The organism is Peribacillus sp. NPDC058075, assembly GCF_042885195.1.
In the GTDB taxonomy this organism is placed as follows: Bacteria; Bacillota; Bacilli; order Bacillales; family DSM-1321; genus Peribacillus.
In genome coordinates, this window is sequence record NZ_JBHVSL010000002.1 from 115,025 (window position 1) to 135,848 (window position 20,824).

The window sequence follows — 20,824 nt, forward strand, 5'->3', positions numbered from 1 at the left end:
TATCGGCTGGCCTTTATACATATTTTAACGTATAACGAAAACGTGTCTATAGACAGACTTAAGGAAAGGAAGGAAACCCTTTGGAGGATTTCCCTTATTTTTTATATGACCCTATCCTGTTTCCGCCTCACGCCAGGGCAATGGATATCAATCGGGAAGGAACATTGCGTCCCTACTTGGCAACCAATCCAGATCTGCTAGTGAAATCGGCAAAGACCTCGCAATCTTTGATGCTTGATGTAAAAAAAGTCATGGATACTTTAGCCACATCCAAGCCTTTTTCGAACCGGTTGATGACTGCTGCCCAAGCATCGCAAAAAAATGTCGTAATCGATATGATCAAAAAGATAGGAATTAAGAACGAACCTGATATCACGTATAACCCCGATGGAATCCGTTTTGATTTCTATCCTAAGGCAGGGGAAGAAAATAGCCATATCATCGTAAGCTTGAAATGGAGGGATGTATAACGTCCGTCCAATACCTTTTTGGTAAAAAAACCGAAGCCTATTTTCGGCTTCGGATATTTGGGTTCATCTTGTTTTCGATTCAAAGGTTTCGACCAAAAGTGCAAGCGTACGTGCCATGACACCGGTAGCCCCCGCCGTGCACAATTCAGAGCTGCTCGAGGTTGTGGATGTTCCGGCAATATCCAGATGGACCCACGGAGTGTTCTCGGCAAATTCACCGATGAAAGCGCCGCCCATGATCGCATGTCCCGCCCCTCCAGGTGAATTATTCAAATCCGCTATTTTACTATTGCGTACCCGCTCTTTATCCTTTTCCGTAATCGGCAATCTCCAAATGGGCTCACCGGCCTCCTCTGAGGCTTTGACCACTTGTTCATAGAATTCCGTGTCATTTGTCATTGCACCCGTCATATCCATGCCCAGCGCCGTTATGACACCACCCGTTAATGTGGCAACATCAATAAGATACTCAGCACCATGATGTTTAGCGTAAGTCATGGCATCCGCCAAAACCAGCCGGCCTTCCGCATCCGTATTCAATACCTCTATCGTCTTTCCGCTCATGGCAGTGATCACATCATCCGGCTTGAATGCATCACCGCTGATCATGTTATCAGTGGAAGGAATGACAGCCACGACATTTTGGTCCGGTCCTAATTCGCCGATTATTTCCATTGCACCTAAAACAGCTGCCGCACCGCCCATATCCGTCTTCATTCCAACGATTCCAGCCTTCGTTTTCAATGAGTATCCACCCGTATCAAAGGTAATGCCTTTACCTACCAACCCGATAACATCTTTCCATTCATCCCTACCTTGATATTTCAGGACGATCATTTTCGGAGGCTCGACCGAACCTTGATTGACGGCAAGGAGTGCACCCATTCCCAACTTAAGCATATCTTCCTTTTCGAGGATCTCCACTTCAAAGCCATAACGTTCACCCAAGGCAGATGAATAATCCGCCAAATCCGTGGAGGTCAACAAATTGCCTGGCGTGTTAACCAATGTTCTCGCTGAGTTCGTCGCCCTTCCGAAGATTCTCCCTACATGAAGCGCAGCACCGACCTCTTCTTGATCAAATTCACTGTAAACCGTAATCGATTCAAGGCTTTTTTCAACCTGGTTCGATTTTTGCTTGTATCCGTCAAATTTATAGGAAGCAAGTTCAAAAGCCTCGGAACAAGCATGTGCTGCGTCCAATGCATCCAGATTTTCAGTCGTGAATGTATCCAGGGCGATCGAAAGTGTCGTAATCTTGGATTCTTTTATCGTCTTACGAGCTTTTCCCAATGCTTCGCGGAGCGTTTCAAAAGATAGCTCCTTTTCCTTGCCCAACCCTACGAAAATCAATCTCTTTATGCCTAATTTACCTAATGTATGTATTTTGACCACTGATTTTTTCCTGGTAGAGATTTCTCCCTCCTTCACTAACTCTGTAAGCTGGCCGTCCAATCGTTCATCCGCTTCTTTTCCAATGCCTGAGAATTTTACGGGTTTGTCAAATACGCCCATAATCAGGCATTCGTCAATCAAATCTATATTCAAGGAATCTTTTACTGTGAACATTCTGCTACCTCCTCCATTCGATTACATCCATTATAGCGAAATCTTCAAAAATTTTCGAATAAGGCCCGCGAAAATAATAATAACAAGGGATATTGTTTAGAATGAGTGACTTTAGAGTAATAGTATAAGAAAGATCATATTTATACTTATACCAGCAGGGAATCGACAGGACTGAATGGAACTAATAATAAGGGCCTTATTCCGAGCAGGATGTATTTACACATATATGGATTTCATCTTTACTTATAACTAGAAAGAAGGCTGATACTCTTGGAATTATTACTCAACTTCCCTTTAATCGCAGCATTGATTGCCATTTTCTTTGCTCAATTCATTAAAGTGCCCATCCACTTCATAGCATTTCGTAAAGTGAACTGGTCACTCATTAACTCAACGGGCGGTATGCCAAGCTCCCACTCTGCGGCCGTGTCAGCCCTAACCGTAGCGGTTGGGATCGAAACCGGAATGGATTCCCCTGTATTTGCCGTTGCCGCGATCTTTGCAATCATCACGATGTTCGACGCGACAGGAGTGAGACGGCAGGCAGGAGAACAGGCAGCCGTCTTGAACCAGCTCGTTACCGACTTCAATACATTTGTCGAGCAAGCAAAGAACTGGCAGAAAAAAGCAGATAAACAGAAACAGCAACAATTAAAGGAACTGTTGGGACATAAACCAATCGAGGTATTTTTCGGAGCCTTGACCGGAGTATTCATTGCGCTGGCACTTCACTTTTTCATCTTTCAAGGGTAGGTGTTCAATTTGAAAATAATCTCTCTTTGCCCCAGCAATACTGAACTCTGCACATATCTAGGGATTGAAGATAAGCTGATCGCCATCGATGACTACTCTGATTGGCCTGAAACCTTACAGCACCTTCCTAAGGTAGGTCCCGATTTATCGATTGATATCGATCGTGTAGAATCACTAAAACCCGATTTGGTGCTGGCTTCACTAAGTGTACCTGGCATGGAAAAAAATATTGAGGGGCTAAAAGAACGGAACATCCCCCATATCATCTTCAACCCGCAATCACTTGAAGATATCGCAAAAGATTTACTGACCTTGGGAGAGGCCATGAATCTTAAGGAAAAAGCAGAGGAACAGGCTGCCAAATTCCGTGATGCCATCCTTCAATATAAAAACGTCGCCGACAAAATCGAAACAAAGCCGTCCCTGTATTGGGAATGGTGGCCTAACCCCTTATTCAGCCCCGGGGGAGTTAATTGGTTATCCGAAATCAGCACGCTTGCGGGAGGTTATAACCTTTTCGAAGATGTCGACATGGCAAGCATTCAGGTCACTTCCGAAGAGATCCAAAAAAAAGATCCTGACCATATTTGCTTAGCTTGGGTCGGTGTCCCTTTACGAAAAGTAAACCCGGATCTGGTCAAGAAACGGAAAGGGTGGACCGATATGAAGGCAGTCCGGGATAATCATATTCACATCATGGAAGAACCTTTATTCTGCCGGCCCTCCCCGCGCTTACTGGATGGGCTTTCCAAATTGGCAAAGACTCTGCATCCTGAAGCCTACAAAAGCATGAACTAAGGACGTTCCGAGGAAAACAGACAATCAAAAAGGCTGCCTCAACTGAGGCAGCCTTTCGCTTTCACCTTTGTCCATCATTAAAAAGCAAAGGAAGCTACATTCTCGTCCAATGTTTTCTGAGCGATTTTAGGCTTGAATACCTGCCTGATCTTGGTTTCATTCAACTTACTTAACTGTTCTTCGGATAACTCGCCGTTCCCTTTTTGAACAACATATACTTCAAGGGTCTTCTTCCCCCAATTCTCGTATACATCCTGTACCGTTTCGTAGTATAGATCCAGGTGGTTTCCTTTGATCGCACCACCCTTGTCCGCTACGACCCCATATCCATAGCCCGGAATCCAAAGGATGGTTCCGAGAGGGAATACGGTAAGATCGGCGGCAATGGTGGAAAACAAATCCCGTTTCACCTTCACCCCTGAATAAGTGATCCCATAGGATGGGCTTTCCGGATACTTTCCGGTTGATTCATACCCTGCTGTATATCCTGTAGCCAAGACTTCATGCTTCGGGTATTTCGAGAGCTCGATTGCCTCCGCTATCGTCGTGGGCCCATCGCTCGTGGATGCGGTTGCCATTAGCGTCGCCACTTGACCTCCACTATGGATGGCTTTATATTCGAGACCAAGCGTTCGATGTTGTCTCATCACCTCTTCAAAAGGATGATCCACAGGCACGGCCCCAAAAACATGATTTAAGGTCGATTCGATAGCCAAGATAAATAATATGATAATAGCAACCCTCAAAAATAACGCCTTAACAAGCTTCATATGTATTAGTTCCACTCCTCTCACAAGGATATTTGTTCCCATTCCAGAGTGAAAGTATTCATAAAGCAGGAAAAGATCCAATTTTCCTTACAAAAAAGGCTCTTTTCGTAAAGATTGTTGTTTTTAAAACAAAACGATTTAAGGTTGATTGGAGCGGAAGTGCGAGACTCCTGCGGGAGCAGCGGGACAGGTGAGACCCCACAGGCGTTTACGCCGAGGAGGCTCACCGCCCGCCCCGCGGAAAGCGAGCATCTGGAGGGGAAATCAACCACACCGCACTACTTGGTAAATAGCAGTAAATAGCAACAAAGGATGCTAAAACAGCCTACAAAAAAAGAACCGTCCATAAATGACGGCCCTTTCCATTATCAAAACATTTGATATCCTTTTTTCCTTAGAATCCTGATGACAACACCCGCTAAAACCGCGCCAAGCAGCCCGCTTGATAAAATAATGATGTCTGCCGTATGAAGGGATGTGAGGCTCGTTCCAAGATTGGAAAAAGAGATTCCGGGATTTCTAAAATATTCTATTAGCTTTGTTTCATTGACAATGATGATGAAGACGATTGGAAATAAGATGACCATGATCCACGAAGAACGAAAGAGCATATTCAGCAAAAAGCCAATTCCGAAAAACAATATGAAAAATAAGAGTATTGAGATAATTAAAACCGGCAATGGCATGTTATTCTTGACCCTCCTTAAAAAGCGACACCTTTAGTTTACTGAAAAAATAATTGCTGCGTCAACGACTTATACCAAATAATTCCGAAGAAAAGATTATTACCCAAATCACATGAATAATTTATATGATGTATACCCAAATTGATCTCCCGGGTTCAATCCATCAAGCATCGTCTGCATTCTTTCCTTTTTAAAAGCTAAAAGCTGTTCCAATAGTAATGATTGCTTTCCCTCCTGCATGAGTGAATCAGGGTCATAAAATTTAGCTTCATATAATTCATCCAACTGAGCGGTTACTTCAAAACTGACCGGTTTAAGTAAAAATACCAACATATTATCACTTATATTCCCTTTGATGACTCCGCTTCTCACTCCTACAATCCCTTCAATTTCTGTATGAATACCCGTCTCCTCCAACACTTCCCTTACGACAGCTTCATCGACGGTTTCATCACTTTTGACAAAACCTGCCGGAAGCGACCATTGCCCTTTCAATCCGCCATACCTTTTATTCACGACCAGCCATTCACCTTTATCAGATATCACAAGGCCGGACACTGCAAGCCAAACATTTTTGCATCGTTCCACCAAGACCCACTTCCCCCTATATTCATTCATTATTATTGTAAACTTCAAACAGAAGAAGAACATACGATTAAGCTTCGTCATCCTTACCCCATTATGTTCCATATAAGAACCGTGCATACTCCAATAGATGACGCACTCACCCATTGATGGGATGTCAATGAAAAAGCCATTCAGGGAAAGTCCCCCAAATGGCCTTTATTTGTATATTAGAAAAAATTAAAGGACGTTGAATTTACCTTTTTTAGCAACAAGGGAAGCGCCGCCAATCATTAACAACGCTCTGTTATCAACCATTTTCTTCAAGAATGATGCAGTCTTACCTGTAACTTTCTTGCCGAATACAACACCAATCGCGTTGTCTTCACCAAGTGAACATACCGTTCCTTTGTTTTCGAAAGTGAAAGTTTCAAGGTCGCTTTCGTTACGAACCAATTTAGTCAGGTTTTTCGCAATGACCTCACCTTGCTGCATCGCGATTTGTGCGGTAGGTGGATATGGACGGTTAATTTCCTCGTTGATGATCAAAGCGCAGTCCCCTACGATAAAGATATCGTCATGACCCGGTGCCCGCATGTCAAGGTTCACTTTAATACGTCCGCGCATAGCTTCAAAACCGGAAGCCTCTATCACGGAGTTTCCACGTACGCCAGCTGCCCACACTACTGTTCCCGCTTTGATTTCTTCCACTTCATCTTCGCCTTTTGCCACGATGATGCCTTCAGGAGTCGCCCCCTTGATCGGTGTACCTATTTTGAATTCGACACCTTTTTTCTCAAGGTAAGATACTGCATAATCCACCAATTCCGGATCGAAGCCAGGGAGGACGGCTGGTGCTGCCTCCACACAATACATACGAACCTTTTGGAAGTCGATGTCGTATTCTTTACAAAGCTCAGGGACACGGTTAGCCAATTCGCCTAGGAATTCAATTCCCGTAAACCCTGCCCCTCCAACAACGATCGTCAAGCGGTCTTCATTCTTTTCGACCTCAGAACTGTACGTAGCAAATTGCAATTGGATATGGTCACGGATCTTACGTGCCGTATTCACGTTAGAAATAGAGAAAGCATATTCTTTTAGCCCTTGGATTCCGAACGTTTCTGATTCAGGTCCAAGTCCAATCACTAAGTAATCATAAGAAATTTCACCGTTTTCAAGGATGACTTTTTTGTTCTCTGTTTTCACTTCCAAAACAGAATCCTGGATGAATTTAACTTTGTTGTTAATGACACTTTTGATTGGATATCGCACACGATCATGATGAAGCGTTCCAGCCGATGCCTCATGCAGCCATGTTGTTTCATAGTGGTAATCATTTTTGTTAACTAATACGATTTCTGCTTCATTTTGACCTAATGCCTTCTGTAAGCGAGTAACAGTCATCAATCCACCATAACCTGCTCCTAAAACAACGATAGTTGGCTTTTTCAAAAGTATTCTTCCACCTTTACGATATTTTCTTGTTATGCTTTCCATAACTAAAATATATTGTCTATCTTATTAATTTCCATTATAAAAAGCACTCTTATACATTTGTGACGAATTTCACGTAATACGTCGTAATTGTCATGAAAAATTCATAAAAATTTTACCAAATGATGTCTAAGTAAATATTAGTCTTTTTCCATACCTTTTTCAAGTAACAAACCGAACTTTTTCGGGTTAAAAACAAGCCGAAAAACGTTATTTTTCAACCAGTTTCTATCCATACTTTTACGATATGCTTAACATTGGTAAAGGGTAATTTTACCCACATTTGAAAGAGGATAAAGAACATACATCACGAAACCGCCCTTATATAGTCAAAACTTTCTTACTTTTCTAACTTTCTCCGTTTTTTCAAAGACCATCTATGTTAAAATAAGAGAATAAATTTCAGCAAACCTAGTATATCGGAGGGATAACGTTGGAAGTTAATGAAAAAGTTTATGATATTACCATCATTGGCGGAGGCCCAGTTGGATTATTCACTGCATTTTATGGAGGAATGAGACAGGCATCCGTAAAAATCATCGAGAGCCTGCCACAATTAGGCGGACAATTGTCGGCCCTTTATCCTGAGAAATACATCTATGATATCGCTGGTTTTCCCAAAGTGCGTGCTCAGGAGCTAGTGAATAACCTGAAAGAACAAATGGCAAAGTTCGAGCAGGATGTTGTCCTGGAGCAAGCCGTTCAAGAAGTGGAAAAGCAAGCTGATGGAGTTTTCAAGTTAACGACTGATAAAGAAATCCATTACTCCAAAACGATTATCATCACAGCTGGAAATGGGGCTTTCCAACCCCGCCGCATCGAAATTGACGATGCTAAAAAATACGAAAGCGCCAACCTTCACTATTTCATTGACGACCTCAATCATTTTGCCGGCAAAAAAGTTGTGGTCTTCGGAGGTGGGGATTCAGCAGTGGACTGGGCCCTGATGCTGGAGCCGATCGCCGAGAAAGTGAGCATCATTCACAGAAGAGATAAATTCCGTGCCCACGAACATAGTGTAGAAACACTAAAAAATTCAAAAGTTGAAATAAAGACTCCTTACATACCTTCAGAGTTGATTGGTACAGACGGACGGATCCATACAATTGTCATCAAGGATACGAACGGTGAAGATACAGAGACGATGGAGGTGGATGCTGTCATCGTCAACTACGGCTTCGTTTCTTCTCTTGGTCCCATCAAGGAATGGGGACTGGATATCCAGAAAAACAGTATTTTGGTGAATTCCAGAATGGAAACGAATATCCCGGGAATTTATGCAGCAGGTGATATTGCAACATATGATGGCAAAGTAAAATTAATTGCAAGCGGTTTTGGTGAGGCACCCACTGCCGTCAATCATGCCAAACAGTATATTGACCCAAAAGCAAAAGTTCAGCCGATGCATAGTTCCTCGATGTTTTAAAATTACGCAAAAACCCGACTTTCATGGCCGGGTTTTTTTGTTGTCCCCAATTCAGTGATTGTGGATAACTTTTTCCATTACTTATCCACAGCGCTTACCCTTGTCATACCAAGGGTAAAGAGTAGAGAAGCCATGAAAGGAGAATGCATATATGAATATTTTAATTGCAGGAGCCAATGGTACGACAGGAAAGCAAATCATTGCGGAAAGAAGAACAGGCCCAAACGATAAAAGCATTCGGCGAGCACCCCATCCTTGCCGATTTAGAGGGAAATGTGGATAAAGCAGTGGATAACATGGAGGCAATCATTTTTGCAGCCGAATCTGGACCGACAACAGGGTCGGATAAAACGACAGCTGTGGATAAGAATGGAGCCATTAAACTGGTTGATGCCGCAAAGAAGAAGAGCATCGAACGTTTTGTCATGCTAAGCTCTGTCGGTTCCGATAATCCAGAACAAGCCCAAGAAGAAATGCACCATTATCTCGAAGCAAAGCACGATGCCGATGAACATTTAAAAGCAAGCGGGCTCACATACACGATTGTCCGGCCTGTTGCTTTGACAAATGAACAAGCCACCGGAAAAATATTTGCAAATGAGAAAGTGGAACATACAGACAATTCCATTCCAAGAGCCGACGTCGCCGCCGTTCTTGCCAAATCAATCACAGAAGAAAAAACATTCAATAAAACATTCGAGATTTCCAGCGGCACCCTCCCAATCATGGAGGCCCTGCACAATATTTAATGCAGCAATAAGCATGAAAAAGGGCACTTTTTTTAGTGCCCCCTAGACTGTAGTCAAATTGGTTTGCCTGGTTTTTTCTTTAATAAATGCTCCAGCTGTTTTCAGCTGGAGCATTTTATTCAAACTTCCTCGAAGATTTTCGACCTTCTCGGCACTTTATCGACCTTCCTCGAATGTATTCGACCTTTCACGCACTTTATTCGACCTTCCGCGAATGTATTCGACCTTTCACACACTTTATTCGACCTTCCGCGAATTTTTTCGACCTTCTCGGCACTTTATTCGACCTTCCTCGAATGCATTCGACCTTCTCGGCACTTTATTCGACTTTCCTCGAATTTTTTCGACATTTCACACACTTTATTCGACCTTCCTCGAATGCATTCGACCTTCTCGGCACTTTATTCGACCTTCCTCGAATGTATTCGACCTTTCACGCACTTTATTCGACCTTCCACGTACCAAGCCCTGTTCTAAAATCATGGTTCGGGATGAGACCATTCCAAATCTCTTTTGCCCATAAACTAAGGGGGGCACTTTAACAAGTGCCCCCCTTTTCTCAATGATAAGAGTTCTTAGCAGTTCTCCGGCGTTCCGGCGTTTTTTGCCGTTTTGAAGGAAGACCCGCAACCACATGAAGCGATAGCATTTGGGTTTTCGATCGTAAAGCCTCCGCCCATCATCGTTTGTTTATAATCAATTACCGTTCCATTCAATATATCTGCATCCTCGCCATCAACAAGGATCTTAATTTCAAACTGTTCCAGCTGGCTATCTTTTTCTCCGGGCTCTTGCTCAAAACCCATTCCGTAGGATAATCCACTGCAGCCTCCGCCTTTAACGGCCACTCTTAAAAAGGAACCCTCTTCACCATTATGCTTCATCATTTCTTTTATCTGAAAAGCGGCAGCTTCCGTTATTTGAACAACTTCACTCACAATAAATCCCTCCTTCTTCTGATATGTGAGATAGAACTATTACTCTTTATAGTATATACCAAAGAAATTCCCACGCTCAATTTTCCAGCTTGAAAAAATTCATATTCCCCGACCTATTTTACCAACAAAAATTAGTTTATAATAAAAGTTATAGGTATAATGGACCGTTCTGTTGGACCTAACTCTAAATTACAGTAAGGGGGTAATCTCCATCGTAGGCATACATCCTCTATATGATAAAAGCATGGAATGCCTTTTATGCAAGCAAATATCAACCACTAAAAAGGTACGTTCGCGCTTTGTAAAAGTTGCTAAATATGACACGGACTTTTGCCCCATTTATGTTGATTCAGCCGTTAACGCACTTTACTATAATATCTTTGTATGCCCTCACTGCGGCTTTTCGTATTCGGAGGATTTCTCCCGATACTTCCCCCCCACTACACTGGAAATCATTATGGAAAAAGTAAGCTCCCACTGGGTTCCCCACCATTTTAGCAAGGAAAGGTCTATTAAAGACGCGATCAATACATACAAGCTGGCGAGTTATTGCGGAGCTTTAAAAAAGGAAAAACATATAATCCTTGCCGGAATCTGTTTGCGGATAGCATGGTTATATAGGTTCAACAAAAACAAGGAGCAAGAAGAAAGATTTTTGAGGTTCGCCCTAAAGGAATATGAAGCATCCTATTCAACAGGAGACTTCAGCGGCACCCAGGTATCCGAAGCCAGAATCCTCTATCTCGCTGGCGACATCTCAAGGAGGATAGGAAATGAAATGGCAGCCATCAAGTATTTTTCATTAGTGTTCGAATGTCAAAACAATGCCCGGGAAGCCTCCATCATCCAGATGGCTAGGGACCGCTTTCAGGAACTCAAGCAGCAACGAACAACCAACTCGTTGCTGCAGCACTGATATTAAAAAGGCTGTCCGCGAAGGAACAGCCTTTTGTTCGCCGTTGATGATTAAAACATTTCATATTCATCAATGTACTTATATATTTTATCAACCAATTCATCCGTTGTGTCACCATAAACCACTTCACCGTTTACAAGAGCATATAAGTTACTGGAGCATCTGCCGCAATAACCCAGACAACCATATTCTATGATATCCAAGTTCGGATCCTGCTCCAATCTTTCCAGAGCTTCCTGAGCGCCGCTGGCCAGATTGCTTACACAAAATTCAATAATCGGGTACATTGTTTCACCTCACAGTTACTAACAAACTATCTTATTACTTTTCCCTTTTACAGTCAATATTTACGCATAAAAAATCAGCCGATTTCAAGATATCGGTTGTGATTTCCTTTTATATTCGTTATACTTTTGTCGGGGTACGTAAATAAAAGAAAATTATCTAATTTTTTATTCTTGCTACTAATTGGGGTATATATATTTTATTAAACTTTAAAGGGGACCATTTGGGGGAATCCTATAGTTACTTGCTAGTCAAATTTTTCAAGAGATCAAATAAAGGGGAAAAATCATATGAAGAATCTAGTCATACTTGGTGGCGGGTATGGTGGTATGCGCATGTTGCAAAGATTGCTGCCTAATCAGCTTCCTGAAAATGTGAGCATCACGCTTATCGACCGAAATCCTTATCACTGCTTAAAAACGGAATATTATGCTTTAGCAGCAGGTACCATTCCAGATCAGCACATCCGTGTTGCATTTCCTGAACATCCTCGCTTGAAGAACGTATACGGAGAAGTACTTTCCATCGATATGGAAAATAAACAAGTCATTATAGAAAATAAAGATCCTGTCGTTTATGATGATTTAGTCATTGGCCTTGGCTGCGAAGATAAATACCACAATATTCCTGGTGCAGACACACATACCTACAGTATTCAAACAATCGATAAATCACGCCGCACTTATTCAGCCTTGAATAATTTAGGTGCCGGTGCAACCGTTTCTATCGTTGGTGGCGGACTGAGCGGTGTTGAGCTTGCAAGTGAATTGATTGAAAGCCGTTCAGATTTAAACGTTAAGCTATTCGACCGTGGACCGCATATTCTATCTGCTTTCCCAGAAAGATTAAGCACCTTTGTCGAATCATGGTTCGATAAGCATACTATCGAAATCGTCCATCATTCAAATATAACGAAAGTTGAGCCAAACCTTCTTTATAATGGAGACGAAGCCGTTCAAAGCGACGTCATCGTGTGGACAGCTGGAATCCAGCCAAGTAAGATCATCCGCGATATGGATATTGAAAAAGACCGTCAAGGAAGAGCCGTTCTGACTCCTCAGCATTTCCTTCCTAATGATGACAGCATCTTTGTGGTCGGCGACTGCGCGAGCCTGCCTCATGCACCTAGTGCTCAATTAGCGGAGTCCCAAGCAGAGCAAATCGTGCAGGTTCTTGTAAAGAAATGGGCAAATGAACCACTTCCTGAAAGCTTCCCGACAATGAAATTAAAAGGGACATTAGGTTCTCTTGGGAAGAAACAAGGTTTCGGTCTTGTTGCAAATCGCCCAATCACCGGTAGAGTGGCGCGTCTGATGAAATCAGGCATTCTCTGGATGTATAAATACCATAACGGTTGATTCCAACCCATCTAAGCTACATTTTATAAACTGGCCCAATGAGCTGCATGCAACTCATTCATGGGTCAGTTTTTCTTATTTCTTCCATTATATATCACATTTGTATCGTATATCCGTATTTTTCCATCGTTTCCACCACTTTTTTGAGACGCACATTTCCTTCTGCGATGATTTCTCCTTCGATGAGGACCAGTGGATAAAATAAATCTTCCTCGATCATCTTCTCGGCAAAGCTCTTTTGCTTTTGCGCTTCTGGAGGATTAAACATATCTATATAGGATATTTTGAATTTCTGCTCAGGAAACTTCCTCGTTAAAGCGGCTTCAAGCCACTCGCAGGTATCTTTCGAAGAAGGGAGATTCACACAACTTGCGCAAATTTGCTCCGCACCATACACTTCTATCTCAATTTCTTTCTTTACCATACTCTTCCTCCTTCATTTTGAATAATATTTAAAAACTTCACCTGTTTCCATCATACCAGAATAATATAGATTATATTTCCGCAAAGTTACAGTTGGATTTTTTACAACCTTCGCTTTATAATATGATTAGGAAAGGAGTCGATTGCAATGTCTGAACAAACAATGGAAGTTCAAGTTCAAGAAGTCCTAGATAAGCTTCGTCCGTTTCTTCTTCGTGATGGCGGTGACTGTGAACTAGTTGACGTAGAAGATGGAATTGTAAAATTACGATTACTAGGAGCCTGCGGAAGCTGTCCTAGTTCGACCATTACGCTAAAAGCTGGGATTGAGCGTGCCCTTCTTGAAGAAGTTCCTGGTGTAGTGGAAGTTGAACAAGTTTTCTAATGGCCCTTTAAATAACATGTAGCGTATGGATGAAGGCTCACTTCATCTATACACGTTCAACCTTTTTCATTCAGGCCGGAATCTTTTCTGGACTGCAATAAAAATAAAGCTGACTCGGCTTTTGCCCTATCAATTGATACGGCTTGACGCGAGTCAGCTTTTTTATATGGACAATGAATGAAGCATGGCTCACGATTTCAAAAATTTCAATTCCTTTTTTTCCTGTTCTGAAAGGGCTGCCGTATAACTGCCTTCATTATCGATTTCCAATTCCCTCACAAGAAATTCCGGAAATTTCTCCTTCAATACTGTGACCAAACTTTCACTATTTTCAGCGGATGATAAGCATAAAACGGTCGGACCTGCTCCGCTTAGGGCTGCACCAAATCCGCCTTCATTGAGGACAACTTCTTCAATAAGCGGTAAGTGAGGGACCAACTCTGCTCTATATGGTTGATGGAAACGATCACTTTTCATCATTTCACCAACAAGCTTCCAATCTTTAGATAGAACTCCTGCCAGTAAAACATTTGCGGCTGCACTTCCGCTTATCGCCTCTTTATAGGAAAGCGAATCCGGAAGGACATTTCTTGAATCCTCCGTTAGCAATTCAAAATCAGGAATGACAGCAATCACCTTAACTCCCTCGATTGGAAACGACACGACATCCGTTCTTTCGTCCGTATGCAGGCCCACAACCAATCCACCATACACTGATGCCCCTGCATTATCCGGATGCCCTTCAAAGAGGGAAGCATGCCTATTCTTCTCCTCTTCAGATAAATGAAGTTCACCAACGATGTTCGCCAATTCAATCCCCGCCACAATGGCAGAGGCACTGCTTCCCAGACCCCGCGCCAGTGGAATTTCACTGGAAACGAAAAGCCGGCATGGGGAAAGTTCCTTTCCATAGGATGCCGCCGTTTCCTTGGCAATTTGGACGATATAATTACGATCATCCGTTGGAAAAACAGACATTTCCTCTGAAAGTGGAACGACTTCCCAATGCTCTGATGAAGATCCGTGTATTTCCAAGTAAAGTCCTAGCGCCAAGCCGATGGAATCGAATCCTGGTCCTAAGTTGGCCGTACTTGCTGGTACACGGATCAAGAACATCTCTGATTCCGTACTCATGCCTGTTTCACACCTTGCAGATGTTCTAAAATGACCTCTTCATCCATTGGCAGCAATGTCGGCTGAATCGTGCTTGTATTGACTGCCACATTCGGATCTTTCAATCCATTTCCAGTCAAAACGGCAACAATCTTACTTCCTTTTTTGATTTCACCGCTTTTTAATTGTTTATAGATGCCTGCAATGGAAGCGCATGATGCCGGCTCTGCAAATACCCCTTCTTTTTTAGCGAGGAAATGATAGGCTTCCAGAATTTCTTCGTCTGTCACCTCATCAATTTTGCCTTTTGATTCATTTGCTGCTTCCACAGCAAAGCTCCAACTTGCAGGATTTCCAATCCGGATGGCTGTTGCAATCGTTTCTGGATTTTCAATAATGCTATCACGGACAATTGCAGCCGATCCTTCAGCTTCGAACCCTCTCATTTCAGGAAGACCCGTTTGTTTCGATTCGTTATATTCTTTAAAACCTTTCCAGTAAGCCGTTATATTACCTGCATTCCCGACTGGAAGCGCCAAAATATCCGGTGCTGAGCCGAGGGCATCACAAATTTCGAAAGCCGCTGTCTTCTGCCCTTCAATCCGGTATGGGTTGACCGAATTCACAAGAGTTATCGGAGAGCTCTCACTAAGGGAACGGACGATTTTTAATGCCTGGTCGAAGTTCCCTTCGATCGAGATGATTTCCGCTCCGTACATGACGGCTTGGGCAAGCTTGCCCATGGCTATTTTCCCCTCCGGGATGACAACGATACAGCGCAGGTTGGCACGGGCCGCATAAGCGGCTGCAGCTGCCGATGTATTCCCAGTGGAAGCACAGATGATCGTGTCGCTGCCCTCTTCTATCGCTTTGGCGACGGCCATGACCATTCCGCGATCTTTAAACGACCCAGTTGGATTCGCCCCTTCATATTTTACATGTAAGTCGATTCCCCACTCTTCGGATAATCGATTCAGTCTGATTAAAGGTGTATTACCCTCCAAAAGGGTTAGTGCAGGTGTGTTTTCATTAACGGGTAAAAATTCTTTATACGTGCTTATAAGTCCTTGCCAGCTCATTTGATGTCCTCTCCTTCAACTCTGTAAGTGCTTTTCACTTCTCTTACCATATTGTAATCATGTAATTTCTGTATTATTTGCTCAAATGCAGCCTTTGTGGCAGTGTGCGTAACCAATACGATTTCGGAAGATTCCTTTTCATCCAGAGGCAATTGAAGGATTTTATCGAATCCTACTCCATGCTCGGCAAATAAATTCGTGATTCTGGCTAAAACGCCAACTTCATCCTGAACATGTAATCGAATAAAGAACTTAGCGAAAATCTCAGTGGCATCCTTTAATTGTTTCGGGTACTGAGGTGAAACGGCACTGCGGCCATTAACGCCCAGCCTCATATTCTTGATGACCGTCACCATATCCGAAACGACTGCAGTTGCAGTAGGAAGACTGCCGGCCCCTGGTCCGTAAAACATCGTTTCCCCTACTGCTTCCCCATAAACGTATACAGCATTATACTCATTATTTACCGATGCTAACGGATGTGCTTCCGGAAGCAGTGCAGGCTGGACACTTACTTCGACCCTATCCCCTGCCCTGGAAGCGACGCCGATCAATTTCATTGTATAACCAAGCTTCTTACTATACCTCAAATCCTCTTCGGATATCTCGGTAATGCCCTGTACCTCAACATCATTCAAGCCAATGTTCATTGAGAACCCGAGTGTTGATAGGATCGCCATTTTACGGGCCGCATCCAATCCGCCTACATCTGCTGTCGGATCGGCTTCAGCAAATCCTAGCTCCTGAGCTTCCTTCAATACGTCATCATAAGCTCTGCCTTCCTTGCTCATTTTCGTTAAAATGAAGTTTGTCGTTCCATTGACGATTCCCATCATTTTCGTGATGCGGTCAGAAGATAATCCATCGACAAGACCGCGTAAAATTGGAATTCCCCCTGCAACACTTGCTTCATAGAACAAATCACATTGATTCTCGGTGGCCAATTCCAGCAGTTCCGGTCCATATAAAGCCATTAAGTCTTTATTGGCCGTAACGATATGCTTTTTATTTTTTATGGCTTCTATCAGATAACTGCGTGTTTCTTCGATTCCACCCATCACTTCTATTACAACATCAATCTCGGGATTCGAAAGGATATCCTCAGGATTGTCAGTTAACATTCCTTTATCGACCTCGATAAGCCGCTCTTTCGTCTTGTCTTTGACTAGTATCTTCTTAACGGATATGGAACAGCCCACTTGATGCATGAGCTTGTCCTGGTGACTTTCAATGATTTGTACGACTCCTGATCCGACTGTACCTAACCCCAATAAACCGATTGAGATGGCTTTCATATTTTGGTTCCCCCTTAAAAACTGTTTGCCTGAAGAAAACATTTGTATTTGTATAGTAGACATTATAAGTTTAATTCATATAATTATCAATAGTTAGAAAAGATGGATGCACGAACTTTTTTCGTCCATCCCTTGAAAGAGTAGGAACGGGTAAAGCTAATTTTTTTTATAGGAAAACCATTTTGCTGATTATTATTTAACGCTCTTCAATGAATCATTTGTACCCATTACAATATGTGGCTTTTGCACGGGATCCATCCATTTCAGTAAACTGAGGACATTCTTTTCGGCTGTGGCTGTACATCCCGCAGTCGGCTTTGTATCCCCTCTCCATACATGAAGAAAGATTGCACTGCCTTTTCCTTTTATGACGGGATTCGTATTATAATTAATGACCGCGCCATACTTATAGAGTTCATGATTCATCCTTTCGAAAGACTTCCATTTACCTGCAGGATTTCCTTTATAGGTTTTCCACTTGTTATAATCGATGGATGTCTGATCATCAATCCAGTAGTCATATTTGTTCGTCATCTTATAACTCATTTTCATTCCGGCTGGCTTCGTCTCACTTCCAAAGGCCGTACCGAATGAATAAATTCCAACCGGGGATTTTCCATCACCCTCTTTTTTGCTCATCGTGAAGCCGTTCTTCCCAATGACACCCTCCATCTTCTTCAATGCCCGGCGCCATTCCCCTTGTTTCTTTTCATACGTTTGGATAGTGACCTTTGTATCGCTCATCGCTTTTCCTGTCACCGATACTACTTGGCTAACGCCTTTTCTACTATCGAATTTCTTTAAAAGGGCTTTGTCACTGGTACTGTAAACCTCTTTTACACTTGCCATATTGATATAGGCTGTCTTTTTCGAGTGACAGACCTTATACCAGTTTCCAGTTCTTCCACTTGCCGATAATTCTTTGTTTTTTTTATAAGTTATTAATGTTTTGCTTGCAGCCGACGCCTTTTCCTTCACATCCGCGGCAGATTTCATGACAATCTTGAATTGATTTGCTTCGCAACTTGTTTTCGTTTCAGCTTTTGCAAGATTTGTCGTTTGGATGATTAAAAGTGCTAAAAGGGCGGCCAACATCAATCTTTTCATGGTCTCATCCTTCCGTAGCAATTAAATATCTAATTATTCTAAAAAATCTTGTTATCATCATAACATAGTAAGTAAGGATGAATCATATTTCTTTCCCGTTTTTATCTAAATCCAGTCAATTTTAGGCAAATCATATTGCTTGGCCGGGACCTCCGCCAATTCATAAAAATGTTTGAGGAAGGACTCATATTGTTGGGAGGATTTCGTGATTGAAGATATTTTATCCTCCAACTCATGCGACCTTGATTCTGTCGTTTTTGAAAAATACTCTTCCACCGTTTCAAAATAATGAATGGGAAATAGCATCCTCGAATATAACAACCTGGCTGAAAAGCTGGAGAATGGTTCAATGGATTGATATTCGTGAAAGAATTGGCCAATGCCCCGTTGATGGGTATGCACATTTTGAAAATAGTGTTCCCTCACCCATTCTGCGACATCCCTAGTTCCGTGGTCGAAAACCCAATCGAACGGATTTTTCATCCACTTATTGCTTTTCCAGGTATCATGTAAAAAACGTTCATAACAAACCGTTCCACTATCGACAATTTGCGGGGTATCATCAATTTCCGTGTCGACTAAATATTGAATCGCATTTTCACCTAGGACCATATAATAGGGAAAGGTTTCTATAAATAATTTTTCAAACTGGTTATCAGGATGGGCGTTGAGCTTATCCCGCCAAATCTTTTCTAACTGATCGATCCTTTGTTCCCAGAGTTCTTTCCATTTTCCGATCCTTGAACATGTTCGAATCGTTTCATTAATATTTCTCCCACGCTGATGAAATCTTGCCAGGCGTCTTCCTGGATTGAAATTTTTCGGACCTTCCAATGCCTGATTGGCAAGAAGGATGAATAATTGTTCATCCGCTTCCGAAACATAACTTCCATGATTGGCAAGGACAAAGGCAGATACGTGACGATCTCCTTGTGAAATCAGATGTTGAGACATTTTATACCGTTCCACTAATTCCTCCTGCTCCATATTTTCAATGGGAACGATGCTGTAAACCATATTTCCTGAACGGAAGCTTGGAAACCTGCTATTGGCTTCTTCAAGCTCCACCTGTATGCCGTAATTATTAAAAATGATTTCTTCTATCATGGAATGGCCCCCTTCATCAAATGGATATAATAGAAATATTGGACATCATATACTTATATATATGTGGAATAACCCGTTTTCTGAATGATTATCGAAACCTTATTAGAAATTCGGATCAAAACATCCTTCATGGGTTTTCATTTTAATCAAATCAACCTACCTGCATTAGAACTATCCCTTTAAAAAATAGAGAAATGGGTGATGACATGGCTAATATTGAACAATCAATGTCTGAAAAAACGGCTCGAAGATGGCTAATTGAACGAGGCGTGAAATTGGAGGATATCGCTGAGCTTGTCATGTACTTACAATCTGGCTACCATGAAAATCTCCAAATGTCCGATTGCCTTCACAATGTCGAACGGGTCCTTTCAAAACGCGAGGTCCAAAATGCCATCCTTACCGGTATTCAGTTGGATATTCTAGCTGAGAAAAAACTGCTTGAGGAGCCTCTGCTGAGCATAATTGAAATAGATGAAGGCCTATATGGGGTCGATGAAATATTAGCTTTTTCAATTGTGAATGTATATGGATCAATCGGCTTTACCAATTATGGTTTCATCGATAAACAAAAGCCGGGGATTTTAAAATATCTAAACGATAAAAGCACTGGTAAGGTGAACACCTTTTTAGATGATATCGTTGGGGCGATTGCAGCTGCCGCTTCAAGCCGGCTTGCCCATAGAACCGAAAATGCAGAATAAAAAGACATGAAAAAAAACAGGTCTGCAATCGCAGGCCTGTTTTTTTCATTCGAAGCGCCATAAGTCGAGAGTGTCCACCACATGTGTAGGCTGCTCCTTATATTGCTTTAGGCGTTCTTTTGTCGTCACGCCAGTATGTACAAGCAGTGTATCGATCCCTGCATTAATGCCGGCAAGGATATCCGTATCATAGTTGTCGCCAACCATGATTGTCTCTTCTTTAGGTACCCCTAATACCCTTAGTGCTTGCTCCACTATGACGGATTCAGGTTTTCCAATGAAAATCGGCTGTACCTGAGTCGAAACGGAAACAACCGAGGTCAAGGAACCATTCCCAGGCAAAAGGCCTTGCTCAGTAGGAATGGCAATATCACCATTGGTCGAAATGAAAACAGCACCATTTCTAACAGCAAGACAGGCTTTTGACAACTTTTCATAATTGATGCCGCGGTCGATGCCCATTACCAGAAAATCTGGATGCTCTTCGACAAGCTTCATTCCTTTTTCCTTAAGAGCCTCGATGATGCCTTCTTCACCCACCACATAAACCGATGCATCCTTCTTTTGTTCGGCTATGTAATTGGCAGTGGCCATGCTTGTCGTAAAAACCTGTTCATCCTCTGTTGAGATGCCGATGCTTCTTAACTTATCCGCTACTTGTGCCGGAGTCCTGGATGAATTATTGGTGACGAATAAATAAGGGATATCCCTTTTCCTTAGGTCATTAATAAACCCTGCCGCTTCGGCAATTTGTTCAGTTCCGCGATACATGGTGCCATCTAAGTCAATTAAATATCCTTTATACGATTTCATTTGAATTCGCCTTCCTAAC

The 20,824-nt window shown here is 42.4% G+C and carries 23 protein-coding genes; 9 read left to right on the forward strand and 14 right to left on the reverse strand.

Features of this window, described 5'->3' with window-relative positions:
- Positions 1-80 precede the first annotated feature (80 nt).
- Complete coding sequence (locus ACFVS1_RS18280; protein WP_352928017.1) at positions 81-470, forward strand: YuzC family spore coat inner layer protein; 390 nt, start codon at positions 81-83, stop codon at positions 468-470.
- 63 nt (positions 471-533) lie between these two features.
- Here the strand turns inward: ACFVS1_RS18280 and ACFVS1_RS18285 are convergent, their stop codons facing one another.
- Positions 534-2,039 carry a leucyl aminopeptidase gene (locus ACFVS1_RS18285; protein ID WP_387549587.1) on the reverse strand — a complete coding sequence of 502 codons (1,506 nt, stop codon included), beginning with the start codon at positions 2,037-2,039 and terminating at the stop codon, positions 534-536.
- A gap of 270 nt (positions 2,040-2,309) precedes the next feature.
- Here ACFVS1_RS18285 and ACFVS1_RS18290 point away from each other — a divergent pair, with 270 nt between their 5' ends.
- The gene (locus tag ACFVS1_RS18290) at positions 2,310-2,792 is read left to right on the forward strand and encodes a divergent PAP2 family protein (RefSeq protein ID WP_034310222.1); all 483 of its coding nucleotides are present in this window, start codon (positions 2,310-2,312) and stop codon (positions 2,790-2,792) included.
- Positions 2,793-2,801: 9 nt separating this feature from the next.
- Positions 2,802-3,590, forward strand: a complete 789-nt coding sequence (locus ACFVS1_RS18295; protein WP_352928022.1) for a cobalamin-binding protein — start codon at positions 2,802-2,804, stop codon at positions 3,588-3,590.
- 77 nt (positions 3,591-3,667) lie between these two features.
- On the opposite strand, the gene ACFVS1_RS18300 is transcribed toward ACFVS1_RS18295, so the two are convergent.
- The 4 genes from ACFVS1_RS18300 to ACFVS1_RS18315 form a co-directional block, all read right to left on the reverse strand.
- Positions 3,668-4,360: a 3D domain-containing protein gene (locus tag ACFVS1_RS18300; protein ID WP_352928024.1), complete on the reverse strand. Its 693-nt coding sequence runs from the start codon at positions 4,358-4,360 to the stop codon at positions 3,668-3,670.
- Between the two features lie 368 nt (positions 4,361-4,728).
- Complete coding sequence (locus ACFVS1_RS18305; protein WP_098371461.1) at positions 4,729-5,046, reverse strand: YuiB family protein; 318 nt, start codon at positions 5,044-5,046, stop codon at positions 4,729-4,731.
- 108 nt (positions 5,047-5,154) lie between these two features.
- The gene (locus ACFVS1_RS18310) at positions 5,155-5,634 is read right to left on the reverse strand and encodes an NUDIX domain-containing protein (protein WP_352924362.1); all 480 of its coding nucleotides are present in this window, start codon (positions 5,632-5,634) and stop codon (positions 5,155-5,157) included.
- A 216-nt stretch (positions 5,635-5,850) separates the two neighbouring features.
- Positions 5,851-7,065, reverse strand: a complete 1,215-nt coding sequence (locus tag ACFVS1_RS18315; protein ID WP_352923771.1) for an NAD(P)/FAD-dependent oxidoreductase — start codon at positions 7,063-7,065, stop codon at positions 5,851-5,853.
- Positions 7,066-7,540: 475 nt separating this feature from the next.
- Here ACFVS1_RS18315 and ACFVS1_RS18320 point away from each other — a divergent pair, with 475 nt between their 5' ends.
- Together ACFVS1_RS18320 and ACFVS1_RS18325 are read left to right on the forward strand one after the other, a co-directional pair.
- On the forward strand, positions 7,541-8,533 hold the full coding sequence (locus ACFVS1_RS18320) for an NAD(P)/FAD-dependent oxidoreductase (RefSeq protein ID WP_352923772.1): 993 nt from the start codon (positions 7,541-7,543) through the stop codon (positions 8,531-8,533).
- 176 nt (positions 8,534-8,709) lie between these two features.
- Positions 8,710-9,282, forward strand: coding sequence for an SDR family oxidoreductase (locus ACFVS1_RS18325; RefSeq protein ID WP_387549591.1), 573 nt, complete (start codon positions 8,710-8,712; stop codon positions 9,280-9,282).
- 575 nt (positions 9,283-9,857) lie between these two features.
- Here ACFVS1_RS18325 and ACFVS1_RS18330 read toward each other — a convergent pair.
- Complete coding sequence (locus ACFVS1_RS18330; protein WP_352923775.1) at positions 9,858-10,220, reverse strand: HesB/IscA family protein; 363 nt, start codon at positions 10,218-10,220, stop codon at positions 9,858-9,860.
- Positions 10,221-10,392: 172 nt separating this feature from the next.
- On the opposite strand from ACFVS1_RS18330, the gene ACFVS1_RS18335 reads away from it, so the two are divergent.
- A complete protein-coding gene (locus tag ACFVS1_RS18335) occupies positions 10,393-11,136 on the forward strand; it encodes a DUF2225 domain-containing protein (protein WP_387549594.1) in 744 nt (247 codons plus the stop codon).
- A 50-nt stretch (positions 11,137-11,186) separates the two neighbouring features.
- Here the strand turns inward: ACFVS1_RS18335 and ACFVS1_RS18340 are convergent, their stop codons facing one another.
- Positions 11,187-11,423, reverse strand: a complete 237-nt coding sequence (locus tag ACFVS1_RS18340; protein WP_352923776.1) for a YuzB family protein — start codon at positions 11,421-11,423, stop codon at positions 11,187-11,189.
- Positions 11,424-11,711: 288 nt separating this feature from the next.
- Between ACFVS1_RS18340 and ACFVS1_RS18345 the strand changes: the two genes are divergently transcribed.
- Entirely contained in the window at positions 11,712-12,779 is a 1,068-nt protein-coding gene (locus tag ACFVS1_RS18345) for an NAD(P)/FAD-dependent oxidoreductase (protein WP_387549596.1), read from the forward strand.
- A 94-nt stretch (positions 12,780-12,873) separates the two neighbouring features.
- Here ACFVS1_RS18345 and ACFVS1_RS18350 read toward each other — a convergent pair whose 3' ends face one another.
- Positions 12,874-13,203: a YuzD family protein gene (locus ACFVS1_RS18350; protein WP_241592741.1), complete on the reverse strand. Its 330-nt coding sequence runs from the start codon at positions 13,201-13,203 to the stop codon at positions 12,874-12,876.
- A gap of 147 nt (positions 13,204-13,350) precedes the next feature.
- Between ACFVS1_RS18350 and ACFVS1_RS18355 the strand changes: the two genes are divergently transcribed.
- Positions 13,351-13,587 carry a NifU family protein gene (locus ACFVS1_RS18355; RefSeq protein WP_034310199.1) on the forward strand — a complete coding sequence of 79 codons (237 nt, stop codon included), beginning with the start codon at positions 13,351-13,353 and terminating at the stop codon, positions 13,585-13,587.
- A 189-nt stretch (positions 13,588-13,776) separates the two neighbouring features.
- Here ACFVS1_RS18355 and thrB read toward each other — a convergent pair whose 3' ends face one another.
- The 5 genes from thrB to yutH all read right to left on the reverse strand — a co-directional run bounded on the left by thrB (position 13,777) and on the right by yutH (position 19,288).
- The gene (gene thrB / locus ACFVS1_RS18360; RefSeq protein WP_387549599.1) at positions 13,777-14,721 is read right to left on the reverse strand and encodes a homoserine kinase; all 945 of its coding nucleotides are present in this window, start codon (positions 14,719-14,721) and stop codon (positions 13,777-13,779) included.
- Positions 14,718-15,779, reverse strand: coding sequence for a threonine synthase (gene thrC, locus ACFVS1_RS18365; RefSeq protein ID WP_241592738.1), 1,062 nt, complete (start codon positions 15,777-15,779; stop codon positions 14,718-14,720). The genes thrB and thrC overlap by 4 nt, the downstream gene beginning before the upstream one ends.
- The gene (locus ACFVS1_RS18370; RefSeq protein ID WP_387549601.1) at positions 15,776-17,074 is read right to left on the reverse strand and encodes a homoserine dehydrogenase; all 1,299 of its coding nucleotides are present in this window, start codon (positions 17,072-17,074) and stop codon (positions 15,776-15,778) included. Before ACFVS1_RS18370 ends, thrC begins: the two co-directional genes overlap by 4 nt.
- A 192-nt stretch (positions 17,075-17,266) precedes the next feature.
- Positions 17,267-18,181 (reverse strand): L,D-transpeptidase family protein, encoded by a 915-nt coding sequence (locus ACFVS1_RS18375; RefSeq protein WP_387549603.1) that lies wholly within the window; start codon positions 18,179-18,181, stop codon positions 17,267-17,269.
- Between the two features lie 105 nt (positions 18,182-18,286).
- Positions 18,287-19,288: a spore coat putative kinase YutH gene (gene yutH, locus ACFVS1_RS18380; protein WP_352923780.1), complete on the reverse strand. Its 1,002-nt coding sequence runs from the start codon at positions 19,286-19,288 to the stop codon at positions 18,287-18,289.
- Between the two features lie 206 nt (positions 19,289-19,494).
- Between yutH and ACFVS1_RS18385 the strand changes: the two genes are divergently transcribed.
- Positions 19,495-19,992 (forward strand): phosphatidylglycerophosphatase A family protein, encoded by a 498-nt coding sequence (locus ACFVS1_RS18385; RefSeq protein WP_063234039.1) that lies wholly within the window; start codon positions 19,495-19,497, stop codon positions 19,990-19,992.
- 45 nt (positions 19,993-20,037) lie between these two features.
- On the opposite strand, the gene ACFVS1_RS18390 is transcribed toward ACFVS1_RS18385, so the two are convergent.
- The gene (locus ACFVS1_RS18390) at positions 20,038-20,805 is read right to left on the reverse strand and encodes a TIGR01457 family HAD-type hydrolase (RefSeq protein ID WP_101223641.1); all 768 of its coding nucleotides are present in this window, start codon (positions 20,803-20,805) and stop codon (positions 20,038-20,040) included.
- Positions 20,806-20,824 lie beyond the last annotated feature (19 nt).